General features: G+C 36.9%; 26 protein-coding genes and 4 pseudogenes. 20 read left to right on the top strand and 10 right to left on the bottom strand.

Annotated features, from left to right (window positions below; translation table 11 throughout):
* Nucleotides 1-101 precede the first annotated feature (101 nt).
* The 6 genes from IGI38_RS23640 to IGI38_RS23615 all read left to right on the top strand — a co-directional run bounded on the left by IGI38_RS23640 (nucleotide 102) and on the right by IGI38_RS23615 (nucleotide 4,805).
* A complete protein-coding gene (locus tag IGI38_RS23640) occupies nucleotides 102-872 on the top strand; it encodes a DeoR/GlpR family DNA-binding transcription regulator (protein WP_438734422.1) in 771 nt (256 codons plus the stop codon).
* Nucleotides 869-2,005, top strand: a complete 1,137-nt coding sequence (gene nagA, locus IGI38_RS23635) for an N-acetylglucosamine-6-phosphate deacetylase (protein WP_438734421.1) — start codon at nucleotides 869-871, stop codon at nucleotides 2,003-2,005. The genes IGI38_RS23640 and nagA overlap by 4 nt, the downstream gene beginning before the upstream one ends.
* A 54-nt stretch (nucleotides 2,006-2,059) precedes the next feature.
* A complete protein-coding gene (locus IGI38_RS23630; RefSeq protein WP_438734419.1) occupies nucleotides 2,060-2,872 on the top strand; it encodes an alpha/beta fold hydrolase in 813 nt (270 codons plus the stop codon).
* 153 nt (nucleotides 2,873-3,025) lie between these two features.
* A complete protein-coding gene (locus tag IGI38_RS23625; RefSeq protein WP_438734418.1) occupies nucleotides 3,026-3,385 on the top strand; it encodes a transposase in 360 nt (119 codons plus the stop codon).
* A gap of 41 nt (nucleotides 3,386-3,426) precedes the next feature.
* Complete coding sequence (locus tag IGI38_RS23620) at nucleotides 3,427-4,374, top strand: IS30 family transposase (protein WP_438734417.1); 948 nt, start codon at nucleotides 3,427-3,429, stop codon at nucleotides 4,372-4,374.
* A gap of 140 nt (nucleotides 4,375-4,514) precedes the next feature.
* Complete coding sequence (locus IGI38_RS23615; protein ID WP_438734416.1) at nucleotides 4,515-4,805, top strand: hypothetical protein; 291 nt, start codon at nucleotides 4,515-4,517, stop codon at nucleotides 4,803-4,805.
* 70 nt (nucleotides 4,806-4,875) lie between these two features.
* On the opposite strand, the gene IGI38_RS23610 is transcribed toward IGI38_RS23615, so the two are convergent.
* A complete protein-coding gene (locus IGI38_RS23610; RefSeq protein WP_438734415.1) occupies nucleotides 4,876-5,631 on the bottom strand; it encodes an IS3 family transposase in 756 nt (251 codons plus the stop codon).
* A gap of 121 nt (nucleotides 5,632-5,752) precedes the next feature.
* Entirely contained in the window at nucleotides 5,753-6,361 is a 609-nt protein-coding gene (locus IGI38_RS23605) for a TetR/AcrR family transcriptional regulator (RefSeq protein ID WP_438734414.1), read from the bottom strand.
* Between the two features lie 327 nt (nucleotides 6,362-6,688).
* Here IGI38_RS23605 and IGI38_RS23600 point away from each other — a divergent pair, with 327 nt between their 5' ends.
* The 5 genes and pseudogenes from IGI38_RS23600 (at nucleotide 6,689) to IGI38_RS23580 (ending at nucleotide 11,001) form a co-directional block, all read left to right on the top strand.
* Nucleotides 6,689-7,423: an IS30 family transposase gene (locus tag IGI38_RS23600; protein ID WP_438734413.1), complete on the top strand. Its 735-nt coding sequence runs from the start codon at nucleotides 6,689-6,691 to the stop codon at nucleotides 7,421-7,423.
* A 126-nt stretch (nucleotides 7,424-7,549) separates the two neighbouring features.
* Entirely contained in the window at nucleotides 7,550-8,947 is a 1,398-nt protein-coding gene (locus IGI38_RS23595; RefSeq protein WP_438733013.1) for an IS5 family transposase, read from the top strand.
* Between the two features lie 26 nt (nucleotides 8,948-8,973).
* Entirely contained in the window at nucleotides 8,974-9,192 is a 219-nt protein-coding gene (locus tag IGI38_RS23590) for a transposase (protein WP_438734411.1), read from the top strand.
* A 229-nt stretch (nucleotides 9,193-9,421) separates the two neighbouring features.
* A pseudogene (locus IGI38_RS23585) lies at nucleotides 9,422-10,212 on the top strand (ABC transporter transmembrane domain-containing protein); the annotation flags it as partial.
* Entirely contained in the window at nucleotides 10,195-11,001 is an 807-nt protein-coding gene (locus IGI38_RS23580) for an ATP-binding cassette domain-containing protein (protein WP_438734461.1), read from the top strand. The pseudogene IGI38_RS23585 and the gene IGI38_RS23580, both read left to right, overlap by 18 nt.
* Nucleotides 11,002-11,097: 96 nt before the next feature.
* Here the strand turns inward: IGI38_RS23580 and IGI38_RS23575 are convergent, their stop codons facing one another.
* Nucleotides 11,098-11,799, bottom strand: coding sequence for an IS6 family transposase (locus IGI38_RS23575; RefSeq protein ID WP_438734410.1), 702 nt, complete (start codon nucleotides 11,797-11,799; stop codon nucleotides 11,098-11,100).
* Nucleotides 11,800-12,124: 325 nt separating this feature from the next.
* Between IGI38_RS23575 and yjeM the strand changes: the two genes are divergently transcribed.
* Together yjeM and IGI38_RS23565 are read left to right on the top strand one after the other, a co-directional pair.
* Nucleotides 12,125-13,612: a glutamate/gamma-aminobutyrate family transporter YjeM gene (gene yjeM / locus IGI38_RS23570; protein WP_438734408.1), complete on the top strand. Its 1,488-nt coding sequence runs from the start codon at nucleotides 12,125-12,127 to the stop codon at nucleotides 13,610-13,612.
* A gap of 34 nt (nucleotides 13,613-13,646) precedes the next feature.
* A pseudogene (locus tag IGI38_RS23565) lies at nucleotides 13,647-14,834 on the top strand (aminopeptidase); the annotation flags it as partial.
* A 56-nt stretch (nucleotides 14,835-14,890) separates the two neighbouring features.
* On the opposite strand, the gene IGI38_RS23560 reads toward IGI38_RS23565, so the two are convergent.
* Nucleotides 14,891-15,589, bottom strand: coding sequence for an IS6 family transposase (locus IGI38_RS23560; RefSeq protein ID WP_438734406.1), 699 nt, complete (start codon nucleotides 15,587-15,589; stop codon nucleotides 14,891-14,893).
* 312 nt (nucleotides 15,590-15,901) lie between these two features.
* Here IGI38_RS23560 and IGI38_RS23555 point away from each other — a divergent pair, with 312 nt between their 5' ends.
* The 5 genes and pseudogenes from IGI38_RS23555 to IGI38_RS23535 all read left to right on the top strand — a co-directional run.
* Entirely contained in the window at nucleotides 15,902-16,189 is a 288-nt protein-coding gene (locus tag IGI38_RS23555; protein ID WP_438734404.1) for a hypothetical protein, read from the top strand.
* A 161-nt stretch (nucleotides 16,190-16,350) separates the two neighbouring features.
* Entirely contained in the window at nucleotides 16,351-18,624 is a 2,274-nt protein-coding gene (locus IGI38_RS23550; protein ID WP_438734403.1) for a MucBP domain-containing protein, read from the top strand.
* A gap of 230 nt (nucleotides 18,625-18,854) precedes the next feature.
* Entirely contained in the window at nucleotides 18,855-19,025 is a 171-nt protein-coding gene (locus IGI38_RS23545) for a hypothetical protein (protein ID WP_162838404.1), read from the top strand.
* A gap of 13 nt (nucleotides 19,026-19,038) precedes the next feature.
* Nucleotides 19,039-19,656: a recombinase family protein gene (locus tag IGI38_RS23540; RefSeq protein ID WP_438734401.1), complete on the top strand. Its 618-nt coding sequence runs from the start codon at nucleotides 19,039-19,041 to the stop codon at nucleotides 19,654-19,656.
* Nucleotides 19,656-21,005, top strand: a pseudogene (locus IGI38_RS23535) (DNA topoisomerase); the annotation flags it as partial. The gene IGI38_RS23540 and the pseudogene IGI38_RS23535, both read left to right, overlap by 1 nt.
* Before the next feature lie 7 nt (nucleotides 21,006-21,012).
* Here the strand turns inward: IGI38_RS23535 and IGI38_RS23530 are convergent.
* From IGI38_RS23530 to IGI38_RS23515, 4 genes are read right to left on the bottom strand one after another with little or no spacing between them, the layout of a single operon-like run.
* Nucleotides 21,013-21,960, bottom strand: coding sequence for an IS30 family transposase (locus tag IGI38_RS23530; protein WP_438728510.1), 948 nt, complete (start codon nucleotides 21,958-21,960; stop codon nucleotides 21,013-21,015).
* Nucleotides 21,961-22,001: 41 nt separating this feature from the next.
* Nucleotides 22,002-23,033, bottom strand: coding sequence for an IS3 family transposase (locus IGI38_RS23525; protein ID WP_438734460.1), 1,032 nt, complete (start codon nucleotides 23,031-23,033; stop codon nucleotides 22,002-22,004).
* Between the two features lie 14 nt (nucleotides 23,034-23,047).
* Nucleotides 23,048-23,302, bottom strand: coding sequence for a transposase (locus IGI38_RS23520; protein WP_438734400.1), 255 nt, complete (start codon nucleotides 23,300-23,302; stop codon nucleotides 23,048-23,050).
* Nucleotides 23,303-23,329: 27 nt separating this feature from the next.
* Nucleotides 23,330-23,536 (bottom strand): hypothetical protein, encoded by a 207-nt coding sequence (locus IGI38_RS23515; protein WP_438734399.1) that lies wholly within the window; start codon nucleotides 23,534-23,536, stop codon nucleotides 23,330-23,332.
* Nucleotides 23,537-23,611: 75 nt separating this feature from the next.
* On the opposite strand from IGI38_RS23515, the pseudogene IGI38_RS23510 reads away from it, so the two are divergent.
* A pseudogene (locus IGI38_RS23510) lies at nucleotides 23,612-23,734 on the top strand (IS3 family transposase); the annotation flags it as partial.
* A gap of 48 nt (nucleotides 23,735-23,782) precedes the next feature.
* Here IGI38_RS23510 and IGI38_RS23505 read toward each other — a convergent pair.
* A complete protein-coding gene (locus tag IGI38_RS23505) occupies nucleotides 23,783-24,445 on the bottom strand; it encodes a winged helix-turn-helix domain-containing protein (RefSeq protein WP_438734397.1) in 663 nt (220 codons plus the stop codon).
* A 170-nt stretch (nucleotides 24,446-24,615) separates the two neighbouring features.
* Between IGI38_RS23505 and IGI38_RS23500 the strand changes: the two genes are divergently transcribed.
* On the top strand, nucleotides 24,616-24,777 hold the full coding sequence (locus IGI38_RS23500) for a hypothetical protein (protein WP_438734396.1): 162 nt from the start codon (nucleotides 24,616-24,618) through the stop codon (nucleotides 24,775-24,777).
* A 106-nt stretch (nucleotides 24,778-24,883) separates the two neighbouring features.
* Here the strand turns inward: IGI38_RS23500 and IGI38_RS23495 are convergent.
* Nucleotides 24,884-25,662 (bottom strand): IS5 family transposase gene (locus tag IGI38_RS23495; protein ID WP_438734395.1). Its coding sequence is split into 2 segments (ribosomal slippage): nucleotides 24,884-25,332 and nucleotides 25,332-25,662, totalling 780 coding nucleotides; the frame shifts between segments, so codons are not numbered across the junction.
* Between the last annotated feature and the right edge of the window lie 265 nt (nucleotides 25,663-25,927).

The following is a 25,927-nucleotide window of genomic DNA, read 5'->3' as shown; positions in this document are numbered from 1 at the left end:
ACTTCGGATTACAAAAACTTTAAAATGTTGTATAATAAACTTACAAAAACTTAAAATACGAGTTTTTTAAAATTAAATATACGTTTTTAGGAGAATGCTTTATGAATCAAAAAGAAAGAATTGCTGAAATTTTAAAGATGCTAGAAGAGCGCCAAAAAGTTTCTCAAGAAGAGTTGATGGAAATATTCTCTATCTCGAAAGATACAGCCCGACGGGATATTCTGAAGTTAGTAGAGAATGATCTAGCAGAAAGGTATCCAGGGGGTGTATCACGTCCAATTCTAAAAGTACAAATTGAAAACTACTCTAATCGATTGATTAAGCAAGCCAAAGAAAAGCAAGAAATTGCAGAAGTAGCATATCAATTGGTAGGTACGCAAATGACTGTCTACCTAGATGTTTCAACTACGGTAAATTTTTTGGCATCTAATTTGGATCAGAAAAATTTATTCATAGTAACTAATTCTATGGATAATGCATTGGCAGTTTCACCAAAAAATAGTAATCAAGTGTATTTACTTGGTGGATTGTTTAATCCAAATTCACGAGTTTTATCTGGTGAACCGGTTTCACACCAACTTAGACAGTTTAATTTTGATTTTGCATTTATAGGTGGCGCAGGTATAACTGAACAAGGGATCTTTTACTCGGAATTAACAGATGTTTATTTGAAGGAAGAAATTATTAATAATACGCAAAAAGTATGTTTATTAATTGATAGTACAAAAGTGAATAGAAGAACTGCTTACAAAATTGATTTTACTGGGATTGATTTAATTATCACAGATCAATCATTTCCGAAAGATTTGATAGAAAAACTTGAGTTGCAAAAAATTGAAGTAATTAATGTGGAAGGAGATTGGGGAAAATGACAGTTATTAGAAATGTAAAAACTCTTGTAAATAATGAATTAGAAGAAACAACAGTAGTTATTGATGGAGATGTAATCACACAGGTGTTCACCGACAATGACTTCACAGCCAATTCAAAAGATTCAATAATTGACGGAGGTGGTCAATTATTAATTCCTGGTATGGTCGATGTCCATATACATGGAGCAAATAACTATAACATGATGGATGGGACAACAAGAAGCATACAGGAGGTATCTAAGGCTTGTGCAAAAACTGGATGTACCAGTTTTTTAGTGACTTCAGTAAGTTCTACTTTGGAAGATTTACTACAAATGATTAGACAAACAAAAAAGGTTGTTGGGAAGGAAGAGGGAGCAAAAATTGCAGGAATTCACTTAGAGGGCCCATATCTTAATATAGAAAAAATGGGGATGCAGAATCCAAAATTTTTGAAGTATCCTGATCTAAATGAAATGACTGAAATATTCAGGGAAGCAGAAGGATTGATTAAAATGATGACAATTGCTCCGGAATTACCGGGCGGACTTGACTTAATTGAATTTTTAAAAAAGCAAGGTGTAATTATAGCTATAGCTCACTCAAATGCAACGTATGAGGAAGCTCAGATTGCTTTTGAAAAAGGAGCAACTCATATTACCCACTGTTTTAATGCTATGCCTACAATACATCATCGATCACCTGGACTGGTGACAGCCGCTTTAGAGGATAACTCAGTAAGTGTTCAAGCAATTGTTGATGGGGTACATCTTCATCCTGGAATTGTTCGTTTACTTTATAAAGTAAAAGGAGCGGATAAGATGATTTTGACAACCGATGCTCTTCAAGCAATGGGGGTAGGAGATGGTGAGTATGTATTTGGTGGACACCAGGTGACAGTTAAAGATGGCATTGCTCGTCTACATGATGGAACCCTTGCTTCAAGTACTGTTACAATGAACAAATCTTTGAGATTAAGTACAAAATTTGGGATTCCTTTAAAAGATGCGGTGCAAATGGCAACAAATACTCCAGCGAATATTTTGGGTTTAAAAAATGTTGGAAAGATTAAGGAAGATTATATAGCCGACTTAGTGTTGCTGGATAACGACTTTAATGTCTTAAAGACTTGGATTTCTGGAGTTTTGTATTAGGCGAACAAAGTGTCGCTTTTGTAGAGTATAGATGATGAAAGGAGAATAGCTTGTATGCCAACGTTTAAGCACGATGGAATAGAATTCAATTATAAAGTAGATGGAGAGGGAATTCCTTTTCTGTATCTTCATGGATTGGGTGATACTTTAGAAATTGCTTTTAATTCGTATAAAAGAACGGAAGGAATAAAGTTAATTGCATTAGATCAGCGCGGACATGGGAATAGCGGTCATGATTTTACGTCAATGAATTTTTGTAAACTAGCTGGAGATGCAGTAGCATTAATGAACTATTTAGGAATCACAAAATTCTATGTTGGTGGTTTATCAATGGGAGCTGGAGTGGCACTAAATATAGCCATTCATGAGCCGAAGCGTGTTCTAGGATTAATTTTACTTAGAAGCTCATCAACTGATGAGCCAATGAAAGAGGAAGTAAGACACTGGTTTAGCACAGTAAGTAAATACCTTCCCAAGAAAAATGGAAAGCAATTATTTAAAGAAGACCCTTTGTTTCATTCCATAAAAGAGGCTTGTCCAAGAGCCATTGAGACATTTACTCGCTACTTTGAAGACACTGCTTCAGTCAGGTATTTTCAAAAATTTTTGGATATGCCTAATGATTCTCCTATTAAAAACAAAGAAGAATTAGCATATCTGTCAATTCCTGTTCTGATACTTTCCAACAAATACGATGTAATCCACCCAATAGAATACAGTTTATTCTATAAAGAAAATATAAAAAATGCAACCTATTTTGAACTAACGCCTAAGACCATTAATGCCGAGAGACATAAACAAGAATTAGACACATATATCAATAATTTCATTATTGAAAATGAAAAAAGGTTCTATTGCAAAGTTTAAAAATAAAACTAATATACACAGTTGAGGTCTATGTGGGGTATGAAACATAGAAACGAAAATGCTCGGTAGGAATCAAAATGAAGAGGGTGTACAATATTTTGTGTAAGTTCCAAAATAGTAGAATAAACAAAATTAGCTTGGAGGAACGAACCAATGAGTATGCTCTCAAAAGATCAAATCAAAGAAATGATTCAACAATACGATATTAAGACCACAGATGACATTAAAAACGCCTTTAAAGATATTTTTGGCGAAACGGTTCAGGAAATTATGGAAGCAGAGTTAGACACGCATTTAGGTTATGAAAAGCATTCCAAAGAAAATAAAGACACAATGAATAGACGCAATGGGACTAGTTCTAAGACCCTACGGTCTTCAGAGTATGGAGAAGTCCCACTCGCTGTCCCTCGTGATCGAAATGGTGAATTTGAGCCAATCATCATAAAGAAAAATCAAACCTCTTTGCTGAATTGTAATATTAATCGCAACAAAGAACCCATCAAAAATTTCTAGTAAAATGAGTTTAGGATAACAAACTACTAGGAGTGATTTTGATGGGTTCACACAAAAAGCTTACACGAGATAATCGAAAATGTATAGAGACGATGATTTATGATGCCAAGAGTATTCAAGAAATAGCGGACAGAATTGGTGTTAGCCGAACAACGATTGATCGTGAGTTGAAACGAGTACCCGAAGATTTGATCTATAATGCCGACAATGCGCAATTAGATGCGGAAATGAAGCGCAGTGCCTGTGGTGCGAAGTCCAAATGGACTTCTGAATTCGCTTATCAGATTGAATGTGATCTTGAAGACAGCTGGTCCCCTGAACAAATTGCGAATGATCGTCAAATAGTTTCATTCAAAACCATTTACAATTGGCTCTATGCCGGTATTCTTAATGTGTCTAAACAGTGTCTGAGACATAAAGGCAGAAGACAAGAAAAACAAGAAGAGGCACGAGGCAAAATGACTGTAGGGCATACCATTGATGAACGCCCAGCTTCTGTGTCAACTCGAGAAGAATTTGGACATTGGGAGTTGGACACAGTTGTTTCTAGCAGAGGGGAAAGTAAAGCCTGCGAAGCAACGTTTATTGAACGGAAAACACGCTTTTATTGGGCGATCTCAATGAGGGATCGTACCGCGAAGTCACTGGCACAAGCGATTAAAGCTTTTGTGCAAGACCTAGGGAGTCACAAGGCATTTTTAAGCTTTACGGTCGACCGTGGGAAAGAGTTTTCTTGCTGGAAAGAAATTGAGAAAGATTTAGACGTACCTATGTATTTTTGTGATCCATACTCCCCATGGCAACGCGGATCTAACGAAAATGGGAATGGTTTATTTAGAGAATTCTTCCCTAAGGGAACTGATTTTTCAAAGGTAACCCCTACGGAGAAACAGGAAGCATTACGCAAGATAAATATGCGTCCTAAAAAAACATTGAACTGGAAAAATTGTTGGGAAGTCTTTCAAGAAGAAATGTTGCAATTAATTTGACAATTCAGCTAATAAAAAACTCCTTTAATAGATTATAGCGAATAACTTGTCCGTAATCATAGTATAGGAGCCGTTCGCCAGTACATCGAAAATCTAGACTTTGCAACACAACCAAAAATCTGATGTGAAGGAGTTAAGGAATGAAATTTTTTGAGATAGGGCAACCAGTTGTTGCATTGGTCTGTGCAAAAGATAAATATGCGTGCTGGGACGCATACATGCTAGAAATTGCTGAGACAGACAACAAAATCATATTTTTAGCCGATTGTCATGAGATCAAGTTTGGACAAATGCTTAGAGAAGTGAGCGAAGTCCTCAACATCGAGACGTACCAACCGTTTGGCTTGGATGAAGCGGCAACTCAAATTTTCGCTTCTGTATTTCAGCAAGAGCCTGTTGTATTTTTGATGTCAGGACACACCTATGAATGAGTAAAAATAAATGGCAGACTTCTCCCATTTCCAGTCAATCGTTTAAGCAGCTTGGAACAATGTAAGTGAGTTAGTCAAGAAAAGTTGACACGGAAAAGTCTATTTTTTTCTGTGTCTTCGTTGACAAGTTCTTCGTAAAAATGTATTGAATGGGTGGCACACCTCCTAAAGATTCATGAGGTCGCACAGACATATAATACCCATCAATGTAGTCACGAACCACTCTTTCTGCTTGAACAAAGGAATGAAAGTAATGCCATTTCAATTCTTCTCGCTTGAGAATACTGAAAAAAGATTCAATCACGGCGTTATCCCAGCAGTTTCCTTTACGGGACATGCCTTGAACCCATTTCAGCGAGTCAATTTTATTTACTACTTCCTTGCTGGTAAATTGGCTTCCTTGATCACTATGGAAAAGAATCACTTTTGTAGGAAAATTATTGCGCACTTGATCGATGACGTCTGTAACCAAAGTTGCTGCACAATGCAAAGCGACCTTGTAGCCAATCACTGCGCGTGTGGCTAATTCTAGGGCGGCGCACAAATAAATCTTTGTTCCGTTGTGTGGTCTCCATTCCGTAATATCGCAAACAACTCGGGGCTGTTTCTCTATGTCCTCAGAGACTTCAAACTGTCTGTCTAGCTTGTTTTCAAAGGACTTATGAGGCTTATTTTTCTTCTTATACGTTTTGATTGTTCTAGAAACAAGGTGATGAGCCTTCAGAACAGATTTAACAAAACTTAGCGAAAGAGTAGTGACGCCTTGATTAATTAAATAATCATAGAGCTTTTGAGGGTTGTGTTGCAAAGTTTTTCTGCCCTTCATTTTACGCTATACTATAATTCATCATTAGCAGACTGGGGATGGAATCGGCAAATGTTGAGTCAAATTATAGCATAAAATGAAATAGGGGAAAACTTTGCAACACAACCGTTTTTTTACAGATCTATTCTTTTGGATCGATTCGCAAAATGAAATCAATATTTTTTTGAATAGTTTCTTTTGAACATTGCGCTACTTTAGGCAAAGAATTTTCGTAAAGGGATTCAAAGAAACTAAATAGTAAAATGGCAATATCGGCACTAGAATAACCTTGTATCTGCTTATTAGTTGTTTGTAAGGAGTGGATATTAGTATCAAAAAATTGAAATAAGTGTGTTTTCGATTCTTCAAAAAAATTCTTAAATGTAATTAATTTTTTCTCAGGATCTACGATATTATCGGCTTGTTGAACAAGATTAAAATGATTGGGATGTTGATAAGGTAGTTCAAGTAATTGAGTTAATTTTTCCTGAAAACTTAAGGAAGTATCCTCTGTAATAGTAAAGACATTTCGGTTGATTTCTTCCAATACCTCACTCGCCAAGACATTTAATAGCTCGATTTTTTGATTAAAATAGCCACGAACTGCGCCTCTTGATACGCCTGTTTGTTTGTAGATATCCGTAATTGTGACGGTATCATAACCTTTTTCAACAAATAAAAGAAAGGCAGTGTCTAAGATTTTATAAAGTGTGTTGGAAAATTTTGGGTGAACACTTAAATGATCATTCATAAAAAATTACCTCCATTAAAGTTAGTACCTTCTTAGTTTAATCAGAAGAGAGAAAAAAAGCTATAAGAGATATTTTTTTTTGAGCACTAATAGCTATTTTGGTTATTAAAAGCATTATAGGATAAATGATAAAAGGGTGTAAGTGGTTGTGTTGCAAAGTTTTCTAGAGAAGTAGTTTGAGTTATAATTTAACTTCAAATTAGCAAAACGTAAAAAAGCCAATGTGTTTTTTTTCAGGCTGAATTGTAATATTAATCGCAACAAAGAACCCATCAAAAATTTCTAGTAAAATGAGTTTAGGATAACAAACTACTAGGAGTGATTTTGATGGGTTCACACAAAAAGCTTACACGAGATAATCGAAAATGTATAGAGACGATGATTTATGATGCCAAGAGTATTCAAGAAATAGCGGACAGAATTGGTGTTAGCCGAACAACGATTGATCGTGAGCTGAAACGAGTACCCGAAGATTTGATCTATAATGCCGACAATGCGCAATTAGATGCGGAAATGAAGCGCAGTGCCTGTGGTGCGAAGTCCAAATGGACTTCTGAATTCGCTTATCAGATTGAATGTGATCTTGAAGACAGCTGGTCCCCTGAACAAATTGCGAATGATCGTCAAATAGTTTCATTCAAAACCATTTACAATTGGCTCTATGCCGGTATTCTTAATGTGTCTAAACAGTGTCTGAGACATAAAGGCAGAAGACAAGAAAAACAAGAAGAGGCACGAGGCAAAATGACTGTAGGGCATACCATTGATGAACGCCCAGCTTCTGTGTCAACTCGAGAAGAATTTGGACATTGGGAGTTGGACACAGTTGTTTCTAGCAGAGGGGAAAGCAAAGCCTGCGAAGCAACGTTTATTGAACGGAAAACACGCTTTTATTGGGCGATCTCAATGAGGGATCGTACCGCGAAGTCAATGGCACAAGCGATTAAAGCTTTTGTGCAAGACCTAGGGAGTCACAAGGCATTTTTAAGCTTTACGGTCGACCGTGGGAAAGAGTTTTCTTGCTGGAAAGAAATTGAGAAAGATTTAGACGTACCTATGTAGTGTCTACTGAATAATAAAATGGACTAAAATATCAACACTCCTGAAGCTTTTTAGATATAATAAATGTGAACTTTCTGCTGATTATCTGTAAAACGCTACTTCACTTCTTGAGGGGAATGTTATTGAATGTATAGAAAGCAAAAATACACGCAACTTTCTTTTGAAGATTTCAACCAGCCCATTGGCTTGCACATGGATTCCGAGAATCGCTGGATCAAAAAAGCCGACATCATTCCTTGGACTCTCTTGGAAAAGGATTACGCTAAACTGTTTAAAAATAAAAAGGGCAATGTCGCAAAGCCTTTTCGAATGGCCTTTGGTTCTCTACTCATTCAAACAAAATATGCTTGTTCAGACGAGGAAACAGTCGCTCAAATTCAGGAAAATCCCTACCTGCAATATTTCATAGGTCTACCTGGGTTCCAATTGGAAAAACCTTTTGATGCGTCCACTATGGTTTATTTCCGTAAACGACTTACCTCAGAGAAGTTGGCCGAAATCAATGAAGTGATTTTACAGTACAATGAGCAGGAATCACATCATGATAAAAGGGATCCTCCTACTGGAGGATCTAATGAAAATAAAGGGACACTGATGATGGACGCCACTTGTGCACCATCTAATATCAAGCACCCTCAAGATGTAGCGCTTCTAAATGATGCACGCACAAAAGCTGAAGAACTGATTGACGAATTATGTGAAAATTTCAGATTTAAGAAACCACGTACGGATCGCAAAGAGGCTAGAAGAAACTATCTGGCTTTTTCAAAATTGAAGATACGGACAGCTAAGAAACGTAGAAAAGCTATCAAGCAACAGTTGAAGTACGTGGAGCGTAATATCCGCCATCTTGATAAAATGCAGGTGCTGGGTGCTGAACTTGATGAAAAACAAAGGGCGAACCTTCAAGTGGTCACAGACATTGCCAACCAACAGCGTGACATGTATGATCATCAGACCCATCGGGTCAAAGATCGGATTGTTAGTTTCAGTCAGCCCTACCTTCGTCCAATCGTTCGAGGGAAAGTCAAAACGCCGACAGAATTTGGAGTAAAGCTTGATATCAGTCAATCCGATGGGTTCGTCCGGATCGAACGGATGTCTTTCGATGCGTTCAATGAATCTACGGATTTCCAGACAATCGTTGAGCGCTATAGTGAACGAACAGGTCACTATCCTGAAAGAGTTTTAGCGGATCAAATCTACCGTACTCGAGAGAATCGTGCGTATTGCAAGGAACACCATATCCGTCTATCTGGTCCTAAACTGGGTCGTCCATCTAAGGAAGAAGAAGGTCAGGAAATCCGTTGGAAGGATGAACGAGATCGAATTCAGGTGGAAAGAGAATTTAGCTTAGCCAAAAGATGCCATGGGTTGGGATTAATACGCACAAGATTGGCACAGACAACCTTCACTGCCGTCAGTTTGGCGATTGTTTCTTTAAATTTGTCCAAAATTCAAAGAAACATTTTTGTCTGGATTTTAGATTGGGCTTCACTACCATTTCTGATCACGAATTATTGAACTCATTGAGTTATTCAGGAGTCACTATGTATTTTTGTGATCCATACTCCCCATGGCAACGCGGATCTAACGAAAATGGGAATGGTTTATTTAGAGAATTCTTCCCTAAGGGAACTGATTTTTCAAAGGTAACCCCTACGGAGAAACAGGAAGCATTACGCAAGATAAATATGCGTCCTAAAAAAACATTGAACTGGAAAAATTGTTGGGAAGTCTTTCAAGAAGAAATGTTGCAATTAATTTGACAATTCAGCGAGTACTTCCTTTTAGATATTATCTTATTAGGTGCTTCTTTTTTAATACTATTTAAAAAATACTATTTTATTTCAAATCTTATTTCAAATTCCTCTACGACGTTATCGGAATTTGAAGTAAAACTCGGATAAATAACTGGATTAATCACTTTGGTTATATCCTTTGTGTTTTTTTGGTTAGCTTTTAAAAATAAATAGCACAACATTAAGTGGGGAAAACATGACTATCCAAATAAAATGCCTTTTACTCAAACACAAGCTTATTTTGACCATTTTAACGGTATTTATCGTGCTTCAAATACTCATCAGTGCCATATTCCCTTATCTAACCAAATGGATTATTGATGATGTGTTGCTAAAACAGCAATTTACCGAATTAAAGCCCATTTTATTAGGAACGGTGGGATTAATCCTTTTACAAGTCCCGATCAATATTGGTGTAAGTTATTTTTGTGCAAAATGGACGCAACTGGTGATTCTAGATATTCGACTGAAACTGAGTCAACTCTTTCTAAACCACAAAGAGAATCCTCAAAAAAATGGCTTATTCATCAATACCTTGACGAACGATTGTGAATTAGTGGGTAGTCAATTATTAAATATCACGTTGAACAGCGTTCCGAATGTCTTGCTGATTGTCGTATACCTTGTGATTCTCGTTCACTTAAACCGCCTGTTAACAGGGATTACCTTACTTGTCGTTCCGTTGTTTTTAGTGATTACCTATATCACCTCAAAAAAAATTTTCCGTTTAACCAAAGAGCTGCAACAATATCGCGACAAACTGATCGAGTTTTTAACTAGCCATGTCCGAAACAAACTATTGATTGACCTTTATGGGTTAAAAAAGACGAACAACAGCACTTTAAAACAGTGGATACACAAGTAAAAGACGTCAATGTGCGCACCAATACGATTCTTTCGTTCCTGAATAATTTGTCCAGTTTAATTGCTGTGGTCACCCCTTTAATCACCTTGTTTATTGGCAGTCTGATGGTGATTCGCCAGCAGTTAAGTTTAGGGGCATTAATGGCTTTCAACAGTTACACCGCCTTACTCTTTGCACCAATGGGGAAGCTATTAACCGTCCCCCCGATGATTTCCCAAATGAATGCCTCAATCGAGCGGATTGAACAAGCCAATTTCAAAGAAAACCGGTTTCAGAACGGTGTGTATGAATCGGGAGCCTTACCTGATAACCAACAACTGATTGTCACCGATTTACGCCCGTACATCGACCAACAAGCCTTGTTCGACCAGGGGCTCTCCTTTAGTCTTATGAACGGAGACCTCGTCCGTCTCACTGGGCCAAATGGCGTCGGGAAATCCATTTTATTGAAATGTTTGATTCGTTATCACGAAAATTTTACCGGTAAAATTCAAGTAAACAACCAGCAACGGATCGTGTATGTTCCCCAAGAAAACTTTCTCTTTGAAGGAACGATTCATGAAAACATGACCAAGGGGCTGGCGGACTATGATCCAGCATTGCTACACGAATTATTGATGTTACTAGAATTTGAGTTGCCTTTACAACAAACCGTGACCCCCTTTACCATGGATTTAAGTAGCGGTCAGTTACAAAAAATCAAGCTGATTCGCGCACTATTAAGCCAGCCCAATCTGTTACTCCTCGATGAAACATTGGCTAATTTAGATCATCAAGTAGGAGCAGCCTTTTTCCACTTTATTACCAAACAAAACCTCACGACCATGTTTATTTACCATGGCGAAGTAGCTGCTTGCTTCGCTAAGATTCCTTATCGGACAATCGAATTAACACGTGGGGATACGGATTAATTCTTTGATCCAGTTTATGTCTAACGTTCGAAGAGAAAAGGGTTCTGTTGCAAAATTTTATTAAAGAACAGCCTTCCCCAATTTTCAGTTGCTCGTTTAAGAAACCTGGAACAATTCATCAAATTTATTCCACAAAAAATGGTCGGAGCGATTTTCGTCGCTTCGACTTTGTTTGTCTAATGCATGCAGTACTTCAATTCCTTGAAGAGTGGTTTTCCCAGTTCGCATGGTTTGAAAACCACAAGATTTCGGCACTCTTTTTTTGATTAACCGATGATCTTGTTCCAAAATATTATTGAGAACCTTAACGGTTCGATGGTCTAATTCCTTAGGCAGTATGTTTTCATCTTGTAACTCTCGGATAGCTTTTAACGTGGTGGCATATTTATCGGTAACGAGTGCTCGAGGAATCCCATATTCTCTTACCAGCCGCTTGAAAAAGGCTTTCGCCGCTTTCGTATCCCGATGTTTCCGTAGCCACATATCTAATGTACGTCCATTGGAATCAATCGCGCGATACAGATAATGATTCTTTCCATTAATCTTGACATACGTCTCGTCCATCCGCCATGAGGGAGTGCAAATATTCTTTCTACGATTTTGTTTTTTCCATAACGCATAGAGAACCTTGCTGTATTCTTGAACCCATCGATAGATGGTTGTGTGATCCACATTAATCAAATATCTAGCCATGAACTTCTCACATTCTCGATAACTCAAAGGTGAGGAGCAATACATAATGACCGCTTCTCGAATAATTTCGTAAGAATACTGTTTACCTTTAAATAATTCCTTCATGTGAGTCCTCCCAAATGACTAATCTCTTTCCCAATTATACGAAAAAAATATTCGAAAAGAAACTTTGCAACAGAACCGAAATGAATGTATCATGGCAAAAATATTGGAAATAATTAAAAGCGGAAAGAAGTTTCTTTCAGATACCGTAGGAGATGATAGTTGTTTGTTAAACTTATTTGTAAGCGGATCTATTTAACTAAAGAATGGGAATGCTTTTTCTCTTTTTGCTATAAATCCACTATTGCGGCCGCAGGATTTATAGAATTAGCTAACGGTAATAGTAAGGCTTTTAAAACAAACTGAAGATGATACGGAGGAAATGAGCATGACAAAATCTAAGAAAAAGAAACTAACCTTAATGACACTGATTTTAATGATTTTTACTTCGGTATTTGGTTTTACAAACATCACACGAGCATTCTACCTAATGGGGTATGCATCAATTTTCTGGTATATTTTAGCCGCATTAACTTTTTTCTTGCCCTTTGCTTTTATGCTTTCAGAATATGGGGCAGCATTTAAAGATTACAAAGGAGGGATTTATTCTTGGATGGCAGAATCGCTTAATCCTAAATTTGCTTTTGTGGGTACATTTATGTGGTACGCCTCATACATTATCTGGATGGTAAACGTTGGATCAGGAATATGGATTCCATTATCTAATGCGATTTTTGGTGTTGATAAGACACAGCAATGGACTCCATTTGGTTTGTCAGGTGTTCAAACACTCGGTGTATTAGCTATATTTTGGATTATTTTAATTACATTTGTGTCCTCTAGGGGGTTGAACAGTATCAAAAAAGTAACCTCTATTGGAGGGTCTGCTGTAGCTTTAATTAATGTTGTTTTGTTTATCGGAGGTTTAGCCATCTTATTGTTGAACGGACATATGGCTCAACCGCTAAATGTGGAGGCATTTCTTAATTCGCCAAATGCAGATTATTCAAGTATGATTCAAGTTTTTGGTTTTTTGGTATTTGCTATCTTTGCTTATGGGGGATTGGAAGTTGTTGGTGGATTAGTTGATGAAACAGAAAACGCCGAAAAGACTTTTCCACGCGGAGTCGCCATTTCGGCTGTTGTCATTGCCATTGGATATGCCGTGGGTATATTTATGATGGGGGCATTTACTAATTGGAACTTTGCTTTTACACAGTTTTCAGATGCAGAAGTAACTTTAGGAAATGTTGCATATATTGCAATGAACAACATGGGATATCAATTGGGGCACGCTTTAAGTTTGTCTGAATCAACTGCAGTTACACTGGGTGTTTGGGTTTCACGTTATATGGGTTTATCCATGTTTTTAGCTTTAACAGGTGCGTTCTTCACTTTAATTTTCTCACCGTTGAAACAATTGATCGAGGGCACACCGAAAGAAGTCTGGCCAAATTTTATAACAGATACAAAAAACGACTTGCCAGTTAATGCTATGAAAGTGCAAGCTACTATTGTTATTGCTATCGTAGCCTTAGTTTCTTTTGGTGGTAGTGGTGCTAAATATTTCTTTGAAGTGCTGGTTTCAATGACGAACGTTTCGATGACAATCCCGTATATGTTTTTAGCGATTGCATTTATCGGATTTAAAAAGAAAACAGAAATTAATAAACCATTTGAAATTTATAAAACGCAAACAACAGCAACTATTGCTGTAGCTATTGTAACTTTTGTCGTCGGCTTTGCAAATGTTTTTACAATCGTTCAACCAGCAATGCAAGGGGATATTTCTGGAACGATTTATTCAATATTGGGCCCAGTAATCTTTGGAATAATAGCGCTTGTGATGTATCGTCGTTATGAGAAAAAAGTATAACGTATCTTCAAATAAAATTTAGGGGGCGAAAGAAATGAAGAATTTAAAGACGTTTTTAGATACCTATGCAATGTTGATCGTTAAAAAAGGAGTGAATGTTCAACAAGGAGATTTAATTCAGTTGGATATATCTGTTAATCAAGCACCTTTGGCACGTTTGATTGTACAAAAAGCCTATAAATTGGGTGCCAGTCAGGTAATTTTACGATGGACAGATGATGTTATTTTGCGTGAACATGTGTCACATATGGCTCTATCTGCCTTACAGCATGTACCTGTTTACAAACAGGATGAAATGTCAGATTTAGTCCATCGTCGCATTAGCCGCATTAGTGTCGTGTCTCAAGACCCAGGAGTATTCTCAGATATTGCTACGGAACGAATAAAGGTTTATCAACAATATGACCGAAATTTATTATTTGGGATACGCCAAGTAGCAGCTGCAAATAAAATCAGTTGGACTGTGGTAGCCGCAGCCGAAGCATCATGGGCAGCAAAGGTTTTCCCTGATTTGAACCCAAAAGATCAAGTGGATGCATTATGGGATGCAATTTTCAAAGCAACAAAAGTGTACGAAGATGATCCGATTGCTGCTTGGTCATTGCATGAACAAAAGCTGAAAGAAAAAGCGGATAAAATGAATAGAGCGCAATTTATAGCCTTACACTATCAAGCGCCAGGAACAGATTTAACCATTGGATTGCCTAGAAATCACGTTTGGGTCAGTGCTGGTAACGTCAATGAAAAAGGATTTGCCTTTATGGCGAATATGCCCACAGAGGAAATATTCACCGCCCCTGATTGCCGTGCCGCGGATGGGGTTGTTTCCACCACTAAACCTTTAGCCTATGCTGGTCACGTAATTACTGGGATTCAGCTAACTTTTAAAGATGGTGAGATTGTCAAAGTTAAAGCGGATCAAGGTGAGGATGTTTTAAAATCGTTGATTGCAATGGACAAAGGATCTAAACATCTAGGAGAAGTTGCGCTAGTTCCGGATCCCTCCCCAATTTCACAATCTGGAATTACTTTCTTTAACACATTGTACGATGAAAATGCTTCGAATCATTTGGCTATCGGCAATGCTTATGCGTTTAACATAAACCGCGGTGTTGATATGACCGAAGAAGACTTGATCGCTAATGGCTTGAATCGGAGTAAGAATCATGTGGATTTCATGATTGGCTCAAACAGCATGAACATAGATGGTATTCTTCAAGAGGTTGTGTTGCAAAGTTTTGAAAAAGAGCAATTGATCCGATGGAATCTGTTACTTGACTATGCTGCTACAAATAGATTTTCAATTTCTTCCCACGGCGAAAAGTCAAAGAGCGTTATTTCTCTTCGACTTTCTTTGTATAATGCAGAAACAACTTCAATCCCTTTAATTGTCGTCGCTGCGGTGTACGTAGATTGGAAGTTATTCCCATATGGCAGCTTTCCTTTCACCTGTCGGTGATCCTGCTCGAGAATATTGTTGAGGTATTTTGACTTCCAATGGTTTACAGTTTTCCCAAGAATACCGGCTTCCTTCAACTCTTTGATTGCTTTTAGGGAAGGGGCATATTTATCGGTCACAATGGAGCGCGGCTGCCCGTAATCACGGATTAATCGTTTCATAAAAGCTTTTGTAGAGACCGTATCTCTGCGATTCCGTAACCACATATCTAGTGTATTTCCGTTAGAATCGACGGCTCGATACAAATAACGGTCTTCCCCTTTGACTTTTACATATGTTTCGTCAATCCGCCAGGATTTCGTCAAAGACCGGCGCTTATTGCGCTTCTTCCACAGATGATAAAGCACTTTTCCATACTGCTTATTCCAACGATAAATGGTGGTGTAGTGTACGCCAATACTGAATTTCCGCATAATTTTGGCACAATCACGGTAACTTAAAGAAAAATGATAATACAAGCCTAAGGCTTCAATAATAATGCGATAATCGTATTGTTTTCCTTTGAAATGATTGTTCACGATTCCATCCCCAGTCTGCTAATGATGAATTATAGTATAGCGTAAAATGAAGGGCAGAAAAACTTTGCAACACAACCAAAAATGATATAATATCGAGTATAATTGTCCAGGTTATTCCTAAAAATGGATTGTTTTTATGATGATAATATTAAGTAAGACAATTAACTAACAGAGAGGAGAGAGGATTAAAATTATGGAAAAGAAACCAAACTACAAAAAGTGGTATTTTTGGGTAATTGTAATTATTATGATAGGTGGATTCTGGTATTTCACTAGGTAAGTACAAAAACGAAGAATAAAGGAGATTTTTTCATGTTCAGAAAAAAAACTATCCAATGGATAGAAGTAAACGCTAGGATAGTGGAAAGTATTTTTTCCACTAATAGTTGGGGGACAGAAATAACGCATGCAAGAAATGAGTCGCAAAGAAGAGTGAAATTAACAATTGAAATTCCTTTGAAAGGGACCCCGTCTATACAGGTTACTAGAAAGTTTTGGACATTCACAAAAAATCGGAATTTTTTTCAGAAGGGGGAATTTATTACTGTTTTGTACAATCAAGAAAATCCCAAACAATTCAAATTAAAATATGCCATTTAAAAAAGTGAAGACAAGTAAGTGTTTATTGAGTAGACATTGTTACTGGATATGCCAAGTTAGTCTAACTAAGAAGCTGTATACTGACAAAGCTACGTAATACAATAACTTTAATATGAATAATGGAAAGAGCCATTACGCGCTTTCCAATCAGGAGGAAAAATATGAAAAAAGAAAAACTATTCGCTACATTAGCTATATGTACACTTTTAAGTACACAACTAGCAAATCCTATAACTGCTTTTGCAGAATCTGGTATCCCTTCAAGCGTGTCAGATTCTGAGCTTGCAGAAAACTCATCTTCTGAATCTCAAACAAGTTCTGAAGAAGACTCTCTTTCTAATGAACCCAGCGAATCAAAAGTTGAAAAAACTATTCCATCAAGTACTCGAGAAGTAGAAGATAGTTCTCTTAACGATAAACTAACCGAACCATCATTCCGAAGCCTTGATAATGCAGGGATTGTTTTATCACCCAATAATCTAAATAAAGAAATGTCTGCAACAAATATCATCACATTCACTTATTCCATTAAAACAACATCCGATAAAGGAATAAATAATGGAGATAAAATAATCTTAGAGATACCTTCAACAGGATTGAATTATGACTCAATAGATGTCATCGGGTTACCTCCCTATTTCACACAGTCTATTGATGCACAAAACAATAGAATTATTTTTACTGCAACACAAGATGTTAATTATGAGTCTGAGACTGCTACAACTTTTTCAGTGTTAGGGAACCCCACAAAAACTGCTGAAAATACTGATGTACCTAAAGCAATTTCGTACCCAGTATCATCAAGTTATGTTTCTACAAGCGGAGAATCAGTCAATTTATTGCCGTCAGATACTGCACTATTAGTCAAAAATGTGTCATCAAATTTTAGCGGAGCCACTGCTGCGGTCTATCCAGGACTAGAAAATAGTAAAGCTTTTGATAATAGTAAATATACTAATAATTTTAAGGGCATGTTAAATGATACAACAGGATATTTTGTGTCAAGTCAAAATGCTCAATTATTTTCAATAGGTTCATTTAACACGTCTAAAAGCCCTATAAAAGAAAGTACAGGGCATGTGTCTTCTAACTTCGAGATTGACGAGTCAACAATACGAAAAAGTTATCTCTCTGGAGAAACTTCAGAGTCTATTACTATCGTTATGGATTCTGATAACAAAGGTTTTACGTATACTATGAAAGATTTACCTCTTTGGCCTAATAATGGTTGGTCTCAATATATAAGCTTCTTTGTTATAACTAACTCTCCAACGGATGTAGTAACAGTCAAAAATGATTATAAAATTATTAATGAACTAGGGTCTATTAACCAAGGAACAGATGAAAAACTAGGAATTTACGGCGTAAATCCATCTGGAAAATTTATTCCAAGAATCATTGGAGAAGATACCACCGTTTATATATCAGATCCTAAATTAGACTTACTCACCTTAGTAAAAGCTACAGATATAAAAGATGGCGATATTACTAAAAATATAAAAATTGAGAATAACGGTGGTTTTAACCAGTCGAAACCAGGTGAGTATTCAGTAGAATATTCCGTTATAAATAGTGACCAGATTACAGCAACAAAAACCATTGTTGTTACTGTTCTATACAAAGACGCCAAACCTGTTACTGTCAATTATGTAGACGAGGAAGACAATACTTTAGCCGAAAGCGACACACTGAATGGAAAAGTTGGCTTGCCTTATGAAACGAAAGCAAAAAGCATTAATGGCTGGACTGTGAAAACAACTCCTGACAATGCCACAGGGACATTTAGTGAAGAAGCCCAAACCGTGACCTATGTCTATGAACGGACTGACGCCAAACCTGTTACTGTCAATTATGTAGACGAGGAAGGCAATACTTTAGCCGAAAGCGACACACTGAATGGAAAAGTTGGCTTGCCTTATGAAACGAAAGCAAAAAGCATTAATGGCTGGACTGTGAAAACAACTCCTGACAATGCCACAGGGACATTTAGTGAAGAAGTCCAAACCGTGACCTATGTCTATGAACGGACTGACGCCAAACCTGTTACTGTCAATTATGTAGACGAGGAAGGCAATATTTTAGCCGAAAGCGACATACTGAATGGAAAAGTTGGCTTGCCTTATAAAACGAAAGCAAAAAGCATTAATGGCTGGACTGTGAAAACAACTCCTGACAATGCCACAGGGACATTTAGTGAAGAAGCCCAAACCGTGACCTATGTCTATGAACGGACTGACGCCAAACCATCTAAAGAAAGTACAAATAATAAGAATACAGAAAAAAATAGTGGGCAAAAAAGCAGTAATTCAACAGGAACTAAAAAACAGCTCCCACAAACTGGGGAACAACACACAACCTGGCTGACTGTGGTTGGAGGCGTCCTTCTTTTAGTTGTTGGTGGCTTCTTCTATTTTCGAAAGAAAAAATCTATTTAAAAGAAAAAAATCTTTATATCCATAAATAACTATTTATGGATATAAAGATAAGAGGTCTCTTGGTGAAAGAGACCTCTTATTTACTATAATCAAAAAATTCAAAAATTAACCGTTGTAACCTCTTTTTAGAGTGTCCACTAAAGTATACTTAATTGTCCTAGTAAGATTTTAGTAGTATAATTGTCTTGTAGAGTAGGTCATTTAAGTTGAGCATAATAGGGGGAGAAAAAATGAAAAAATTTATTTATCGAGTAGTAGAAAATGACGAAGTGGTGGCTATTTTTAATGAACAACAATATGCGCAAGATTTTATCGCTTATGAAAAGACAATTTCTGATAAGCAATTTGAAATTGAACAAGTAGCACTTGCAGATTGGTTATTGCAACCGAGAGAATTTTAGAGGTTGTTTGAAAATGACTAAAATTGGTTATGCACGTGTCAGTAGCAAAGAACAGAACTTAGATAGGCAATTACAAGCGTTACAGGGCGTTTCTAAGGTCTTTTCAGACAAATTAAGCGGTCAATCGGTCGAACGTCCACAATTACAAGCTATGCTTAACTATATTCGTGAAGGGGATATTGTTGTTGTTACTGAATTAGATCGATTAGGACGGAATAATAAAGAATTAACAGAATTAATGAATCAAATTCAATTTAAGGGGGCAACCCTGGAGGTTTTGAATCTACCGTCAATGAATGGGATTGAAGATGAAAATTTAAGGCGGTTGATTAATAGTTTAGTGATTGAATTATATAAGTATCAAGCTGAATCTGAACGTAAACGTATTAAAGAACGACAAGCCCAAGGTATTGAAATAGCTAAGTCAAAAGGAAAATTCAAAGGTCGTCAGCATAAATTTAAAGAAAATGATCCACGTTTAAAACATGCTTTTGATTTATTTTTGAACGGTTGTTCCGATAAACAAGTTGAGGAACAAACTGGAATTAATCGCCGAACGTTTAGAAGGTATCGTACAAGATATAACGTGACAGTCGATCAAAGAAAAAACAAGGAAAAGAGGGATAGTTAATGAGTACAGTTATTTTAGCTGAAAAACCAAGCCAGGCATTAGCCTATGCAAGTGCTTTAAAACAAAGTAACAAAAAAGACGGTTATTTTGAGATCAAAGACCCAATCTTTGCAGATGAAACGTTTATCACGTTTGGTTTTGGGCATTTAGTCGAGTTAGCAGAACCAGGACACTATGAGGAAAAATGGCAAAATTGGAAATTAGAATCATTGCCTATCTTTCCTGAACGTTATGATTTTGAAGTCGCAAAAGACAAGGGCAAACAGTTTAAGATCGTTGCTAAACTTTTAAAACAAGCAAGTACAATCATTGTCGCAACAGATAGCGACAGAGAAGGCGAAAACATTGCCTGGTCGATCATTCATAAAGCAAACGCCTTTTCTAAAGATAAAACGTATAAAAGATTATGGATCAATAGTTTAGAAAAAGATGTGATCCGTAGCGGTTTTCAAAACTTACAACCAGGAATGAATTACTACCCCTTTTATCAAGAAGCACAAACACGGCAAATTGCCGATTGGTTGATCGGAATGAACGCAAGTCCTTTATATACCTTGAATTTACAACAAAAAGGCGTACAAGGTACATTTTCATTAGGACGTGTACAAACACCGACTTTATATCTCATTTATCAACGCCAGGAAGCAATAGAAAACTTTAAGAAAGAACCTTTCTTTGAGATAGAAGCAGATATAATCGTAAAACAAGGCTCTTTTAAAGGGAATCTTAGCCCTTCACAGCGATTTAAGAGCCAAGAGGAACTTTTATCCTTTGTTTCTTCAAAGCACGCTAAAATAGGCAATCAAGAGGGCAGAATCGCTGACGTGCAAACCAAAGAGAAAAAAACGAATAGTCCTAGTCTGTTTTCTTTAAGTAGTTTGCAGTCAAAAGTCAATCAACTTTATAAAGCGACAGCGAGCCAAACATTAAAAGCTATGCAAGGCTTATATGAAGCTAAATTATTGAGTTATCCAAGAACAGACACGCCATTTATTACGGACAGCGAATTTGCGTATTTAAAAGCAAATTTTGATAAGTATTGTCACTATTTGAATAATGATCTTGAAATGGTTCAAACAGAGCCTAGAAAGCGTTATGTGGACGGTAGCAAAGTACAGGAACACCACGCCATTATCCCAACAAAACAAGTACCAAATGAATCAGCGTTAGCAAAAATGGACGAATTGCAACGAAAAATTTATGCTTTAGTCGTTAAAACGACCGTTGCCATGTTTCTACCTGATTATTTGTATGAAGAAACTAAGATACAAACCAAAGTAGCCGACTTACTTTTTCAATCAATAGGCAAGACACCAAAACAAGAAGGGTGGAAAATTCTTTTTAAACGCTGAATTGTCAAATTAATTGCAACATTTCTTCTTGAAAGACTTCCCAACAATTTTTCCAGTTCAATGTTTTTTTAGGACGCATATTTATCTTGCGTAATGCTTCCTGTTTCTCCGTAGGGGTTACCTTTGAAAAATCAGTTCCCTTAGGGAAGAATTCTCTAAATAAACCATTCCCATTTTCGTTAGATCCGCGTTGCCATGGGGAGTATGGATCACAAAAATACATAGGTACGTCTAAATCTTTCTCAATTTCTTTCCAGCAAGAAAACTCTTTCCCACGGTCGACCGTAAAGCTTAAAAATGCCTTGTGACTCCCTAGGTCTTGCACAAAAGCTTTAATCGCTTGTGCCATTGACTTCGCGGTACGATCCCTCATTGAGATCGCCCAATAAAAGCGTGTTTTCCGTTCAATAAACGTTGCTTCGCAGGCTTTACTTTCCCCTCTGCTAGAAACAACTGTGTCCAACTCCCAATGTCCAAATTCTTCTCGAGTTGACACAGAAGCTGGGCGTTCATCAATGGTATGCCCTACAGTCATTTTGCCTCGTGCCTCTTCTTGTTTTTCTTGTCTTCTGCCTTTATGTCTCAGACACTGTTTAGACACATTAAGAATACCGGCATAGAGCCAATTGTAAATGGTTTTGAATGAAACTATTTGACGATCATTCGCAATTTGTTCAGGGGACCAGCTGTCTTCAAGATCACATTCAATCTGATAAGCGAATTCAGAAGTCCATTTGGACTTCGCACCACAGGCACTGCGCTTCATTTCCGCATCTAATTGCGCATTGTCGGCATTATAGATCAAATCTTCGGGTACTCGTTTCAACTCACGATCAATCGTTGTTCGGCTAACACCAATTCTGTCCGCTATTTCTTGAATACTCTTGGCATCATAAATCATCGTCTCTATACATTTTCGATTATCTCGTGTAAGCTTTTTGTGTGAACCCATCAAAATCACTCCTAGTAGTTTGTTATCCTAAACTCATTTTACTAGAAATTTTTGATGGGTTCTTTGTTGCGATTAATATTACAATTCAGCATTATGCAAACAAAAAATTCAGCTACAAGATACTCACAATATTTTAGAGAATCTATGATATCTCTGAGCCCGACCTGGATTAGAGTTAATAAATGAGACACTTTTTGCGAGAGATTTTTTATGTTAAGCAGCCAGAATGGCTTGTTCAAATTGACTTGGAGACAAATAAGCCAGCGCACTATGGATTCTACGGTTATTGTAAAAACCTTGCACATAGCTAAAAATTTCAACTTTAGCTTCCTCAAAATTTCGATAAATAGGTCTTTGATAAACATGTTTTTTTTAAGTAACGCATGGAAAGACTCAATTCCTGCATTATCATAGGGACAGCCTTTACGGATGTAGGAATGGCTGATGTTCAATGCGTTCAACTTTTCTTCATACTCATTACTGGTATACTGTGAGCCTAAATCGGTATGCAAAATTAATCCATTGTCGCTATTTCGGTTTAAAACGGCTTCATCAAGAGCTTTTTCTACAATGTCTGTTGTCATCTGTTGATCAAAATGGTAGCCGATGATTTTTCTTGAATGAAGATCCATGATTGTTGATAGATAGCACCAATCATCTTCTAGGGTGTTGATATAAGTAATATCTGCCACCCATTTTTGATTTAAAGCGGTTGTTGAAAAATCTTGCTTAAGCAGGTTCGGGTAATTCTTTAAGATTCGTTTAGCTGCTTTGAATTTCTTGATGGATACAGATCGAATCCCTTGACGCTTCATTGATTTTTGAACCCGTTTGATACTGATTTTACGGTACTCTGAAAAGTTTTGTGTTAATAGATAACGGATTTTACCAGCCCCATAGATACGATCACTTTCGTGATAGAGACGAAAAACACGTTGATTCCGTAATTCCTGTTTCTGAATTCTTTGTGTTGGGATTGGGTTGATTTTCCGATAATACGTTGCTCGAGGCACGTCAAGAAGCTGGCACATTTTTACAACACTATGATGGCCTGCTTCGCTTTCTTGACGAATTAATTCAATAGTTTCTATTTCTTTGCCAGCAGGCCAAGTGCTTTTTTTAGGATGGTGATTTCCTCATCTTTTTCTTTTAACAGTTTTCTAATTTCTTTCGCTACATCAGGTGTTAGTCCGTCAGGACTAGTTTTAGTGGAACCTTGAACCCATTTCAAAACCGTTGAATAACCGATTTCGTATTCTAAAGATAATTGTTGGGCACTCTTACCCTGCTTGTATAAATCTAAAATTGTTTGCTTAAATTCTTTCGTATAACGTTTGGACATAGATGGACACCTTCCCTTGAGATTAGTTTACCCTCTCTCAAAAACTGTCTCAACTTCTATCCTACATCCAATTGTGCCTTTATTCTCTATGGAATGCGTATTTAACTCTGCTTCCATAATTTCCTGAACCGCTTCGCCAAACATATCTTTAAATGCGTTTTTAATGTCCTCTGTGGTTTTGATGTCGTATCGTTGAATCATTTCTTTGATTTGATCTTTAGAGAGTATACTCATTGGTTCGTTCCTCCAAGCTGATTTTGTTTATTCTACTATTTTGGAACTTACACAAAGTATTGTAAACCCTCAAATTTTGAAGAGGTAAAACTTGAAATTTTTAAATACGTCCAATTTTTTTACAATAATCGTAGAATTCACAGTGCGTTAGCTTATTTGTCACCTATGGAATTTGATCAAAAGATAATGGCTGCTTAACATAAAAAATCTCTCGCAAAAAGTGTCTCATTTATTGACTCTGATCCACTAAGCACTTGTAGCACAGCTCTCATAATAATTTAGTGCTATAACTGTTAACTGATAACCTTCTCCCCAAGATGTTTCAATCGTTTCTCCTGTTACTCCACTTTTTTTGAAAGCAATCCTTAATTTCTTAATAAGGAGAGAGAGTTGTGCTAATCTTGATTTCGTTGCACCATCCTTCCACAAATATGCACATAGATCTTCTCTCGAAATGATCTGCCCATTAGCTTGATAAAGATACTCTAATGTTCGCCGTTCGAGTGAGGACAAGAATAGTAATTTATCCATCTGTTTATTTTCCTCATACTGAGATATTGGACTTTTTCCCCATTGACTAAGATTTTCTCGTAGTTCCTCAATCGTTAATTGTTCACTTATCCAACCATCAACCCCTTCTAATTGTATTTCTGATTCTTTTTCAAGTTTACGCAAAATAACTTTTGACTCAGGTAAATAAGCCAATATTTGCTGCATCTCATTTTCAGTGATGGTTTCGTTGAAAATAACAATATCAAAATAATTGATTATTGAAAAAATTTTTTCCTGTAGCTTTGTTAGATAAAATAAGTTGGAACAACAAAAAACTTCATAGTTTAATCGCTGCAACTTTGCCTGAAGCTCCTTTTCAATTAAAATATTCTTGGTTAGTATTATTACAGATATCATTATTATTACCTCCACGATAGGGTGTTCAAAATTTTGAAGTTATTAGATTTCTTTTACCTATCTTTTCAAATCTTTCTTTATTTTTCTTCAATTTATTAATTGAGCCATTATACTAAAAGTTGACACAGGAATAGAAAACTTACTAAAATTTAGTTGAGGTGGCTATTCAAATGAAATATGAAGAATCATTTAAACAGCATTGTGTCAATTTAGTGGTTAAAGAAGGCCGTACAAAAGCAAGTGTGACGAAAGAATTCAAATTAAGTCAAGGAATCATCAAAACATGGATCGATGCCTATGATGCGACTCGTTCAAATGAACAAGCTGATTAGAGCAGAAACAACAGGAACTGGAGAAAGATGTAGATGGTCACGGTAGAATGGATCTTTCCCTGATTTGTTGAAAATACTGATATACTAGGACGTGTCTGAAAAGTCTTTACTGAGTCAATTTGAAGATGGCTGCCACATAAACAAACGATAAAAATGACTTTGCTAATTTGTCATAGCGTGTAGCGACACGTCGAAAATGTTTAATCTTATTGAAAAAACATTCAATTAAATGGCCTTCTTTATATAAGAACCAATCCACTTTCCATGGATTTTTTGCATTTTCTCTCGGAGGAATCGTATAAGTGCCACCTCTTGAAGAAATCCATTCACGTATTTCTTCTGATCCATAGGCTTTATCGCAAAGAATGTTGCTTCCTGTAATTTCAAATTGTTCTAACAATGGGATTGTTGGAACAGCGTCATGAGTTTGTCCGCCAGTTAAAAGAAATCCGAGAGGATTTCCTAGCCCATCCACCAAGGTATGAATTTTCGTCGTTCTTCCACCTCGACTGAGTCCTATGTGTTGATTCACTTCGTTGAGTTCAGCGTTTTTTTAGCTCCTGCACTATGTTGATGAGCTTTTACTGAGGTGGAGTCGATACTGATTGTTTCAAAATCCGGTTCTACTTGGAGAACTTGGAAGATGACTATCAACAATTCACTATCTCTCCAGTTGCAAAAGCGGGTGTAAACAGTCTTCCAAGAACCATATCGTTCCTCTGGTAGATCATGCCAAGCTGCACCGCTACGAGCGATCCAAAGAATAGCATTAAACGCGGTACGATTATCTAATTTAGCGGGACGACCTGTTCGATATTTGGGAAATAATCCGCTGATTTGCATCCATTGCCCATCACTCAATTCGTACCGTCGGGGTGGCACCATTAGTTACCCTGCTCCATTCGTTTTTAATAGAGCATATCATAACTCTATTAAGTTTTCAGACACATCCTAGTAAAAGGAAAAAGATGATTGTCATCTTTTTGGTGGAAAATTGAGTGGTGCTAGTTGCTTCGGGTCTGTAAATAATTTTGCGTAAGTTGTGATTTTAGATTTTGATAAATTAGCAAAATACCGTTATTTCAAGTTTATAATGAGTAGCTTTATGGTAGCCTCATTTGGCACGACAACTGTTTATACGTCGGTCTTT

It is taken from the genome of Enterococcus sp. AZ128, assembly GCF_051714485.1.
Lineage (GTDB): Bacteria > Bacillota > Bacilli > Lactobacillales > Enterococcaceae > Enterococcus_A.
This window is presented reverse-complemented; position numbering and strand designations above follow the sequence as displayed.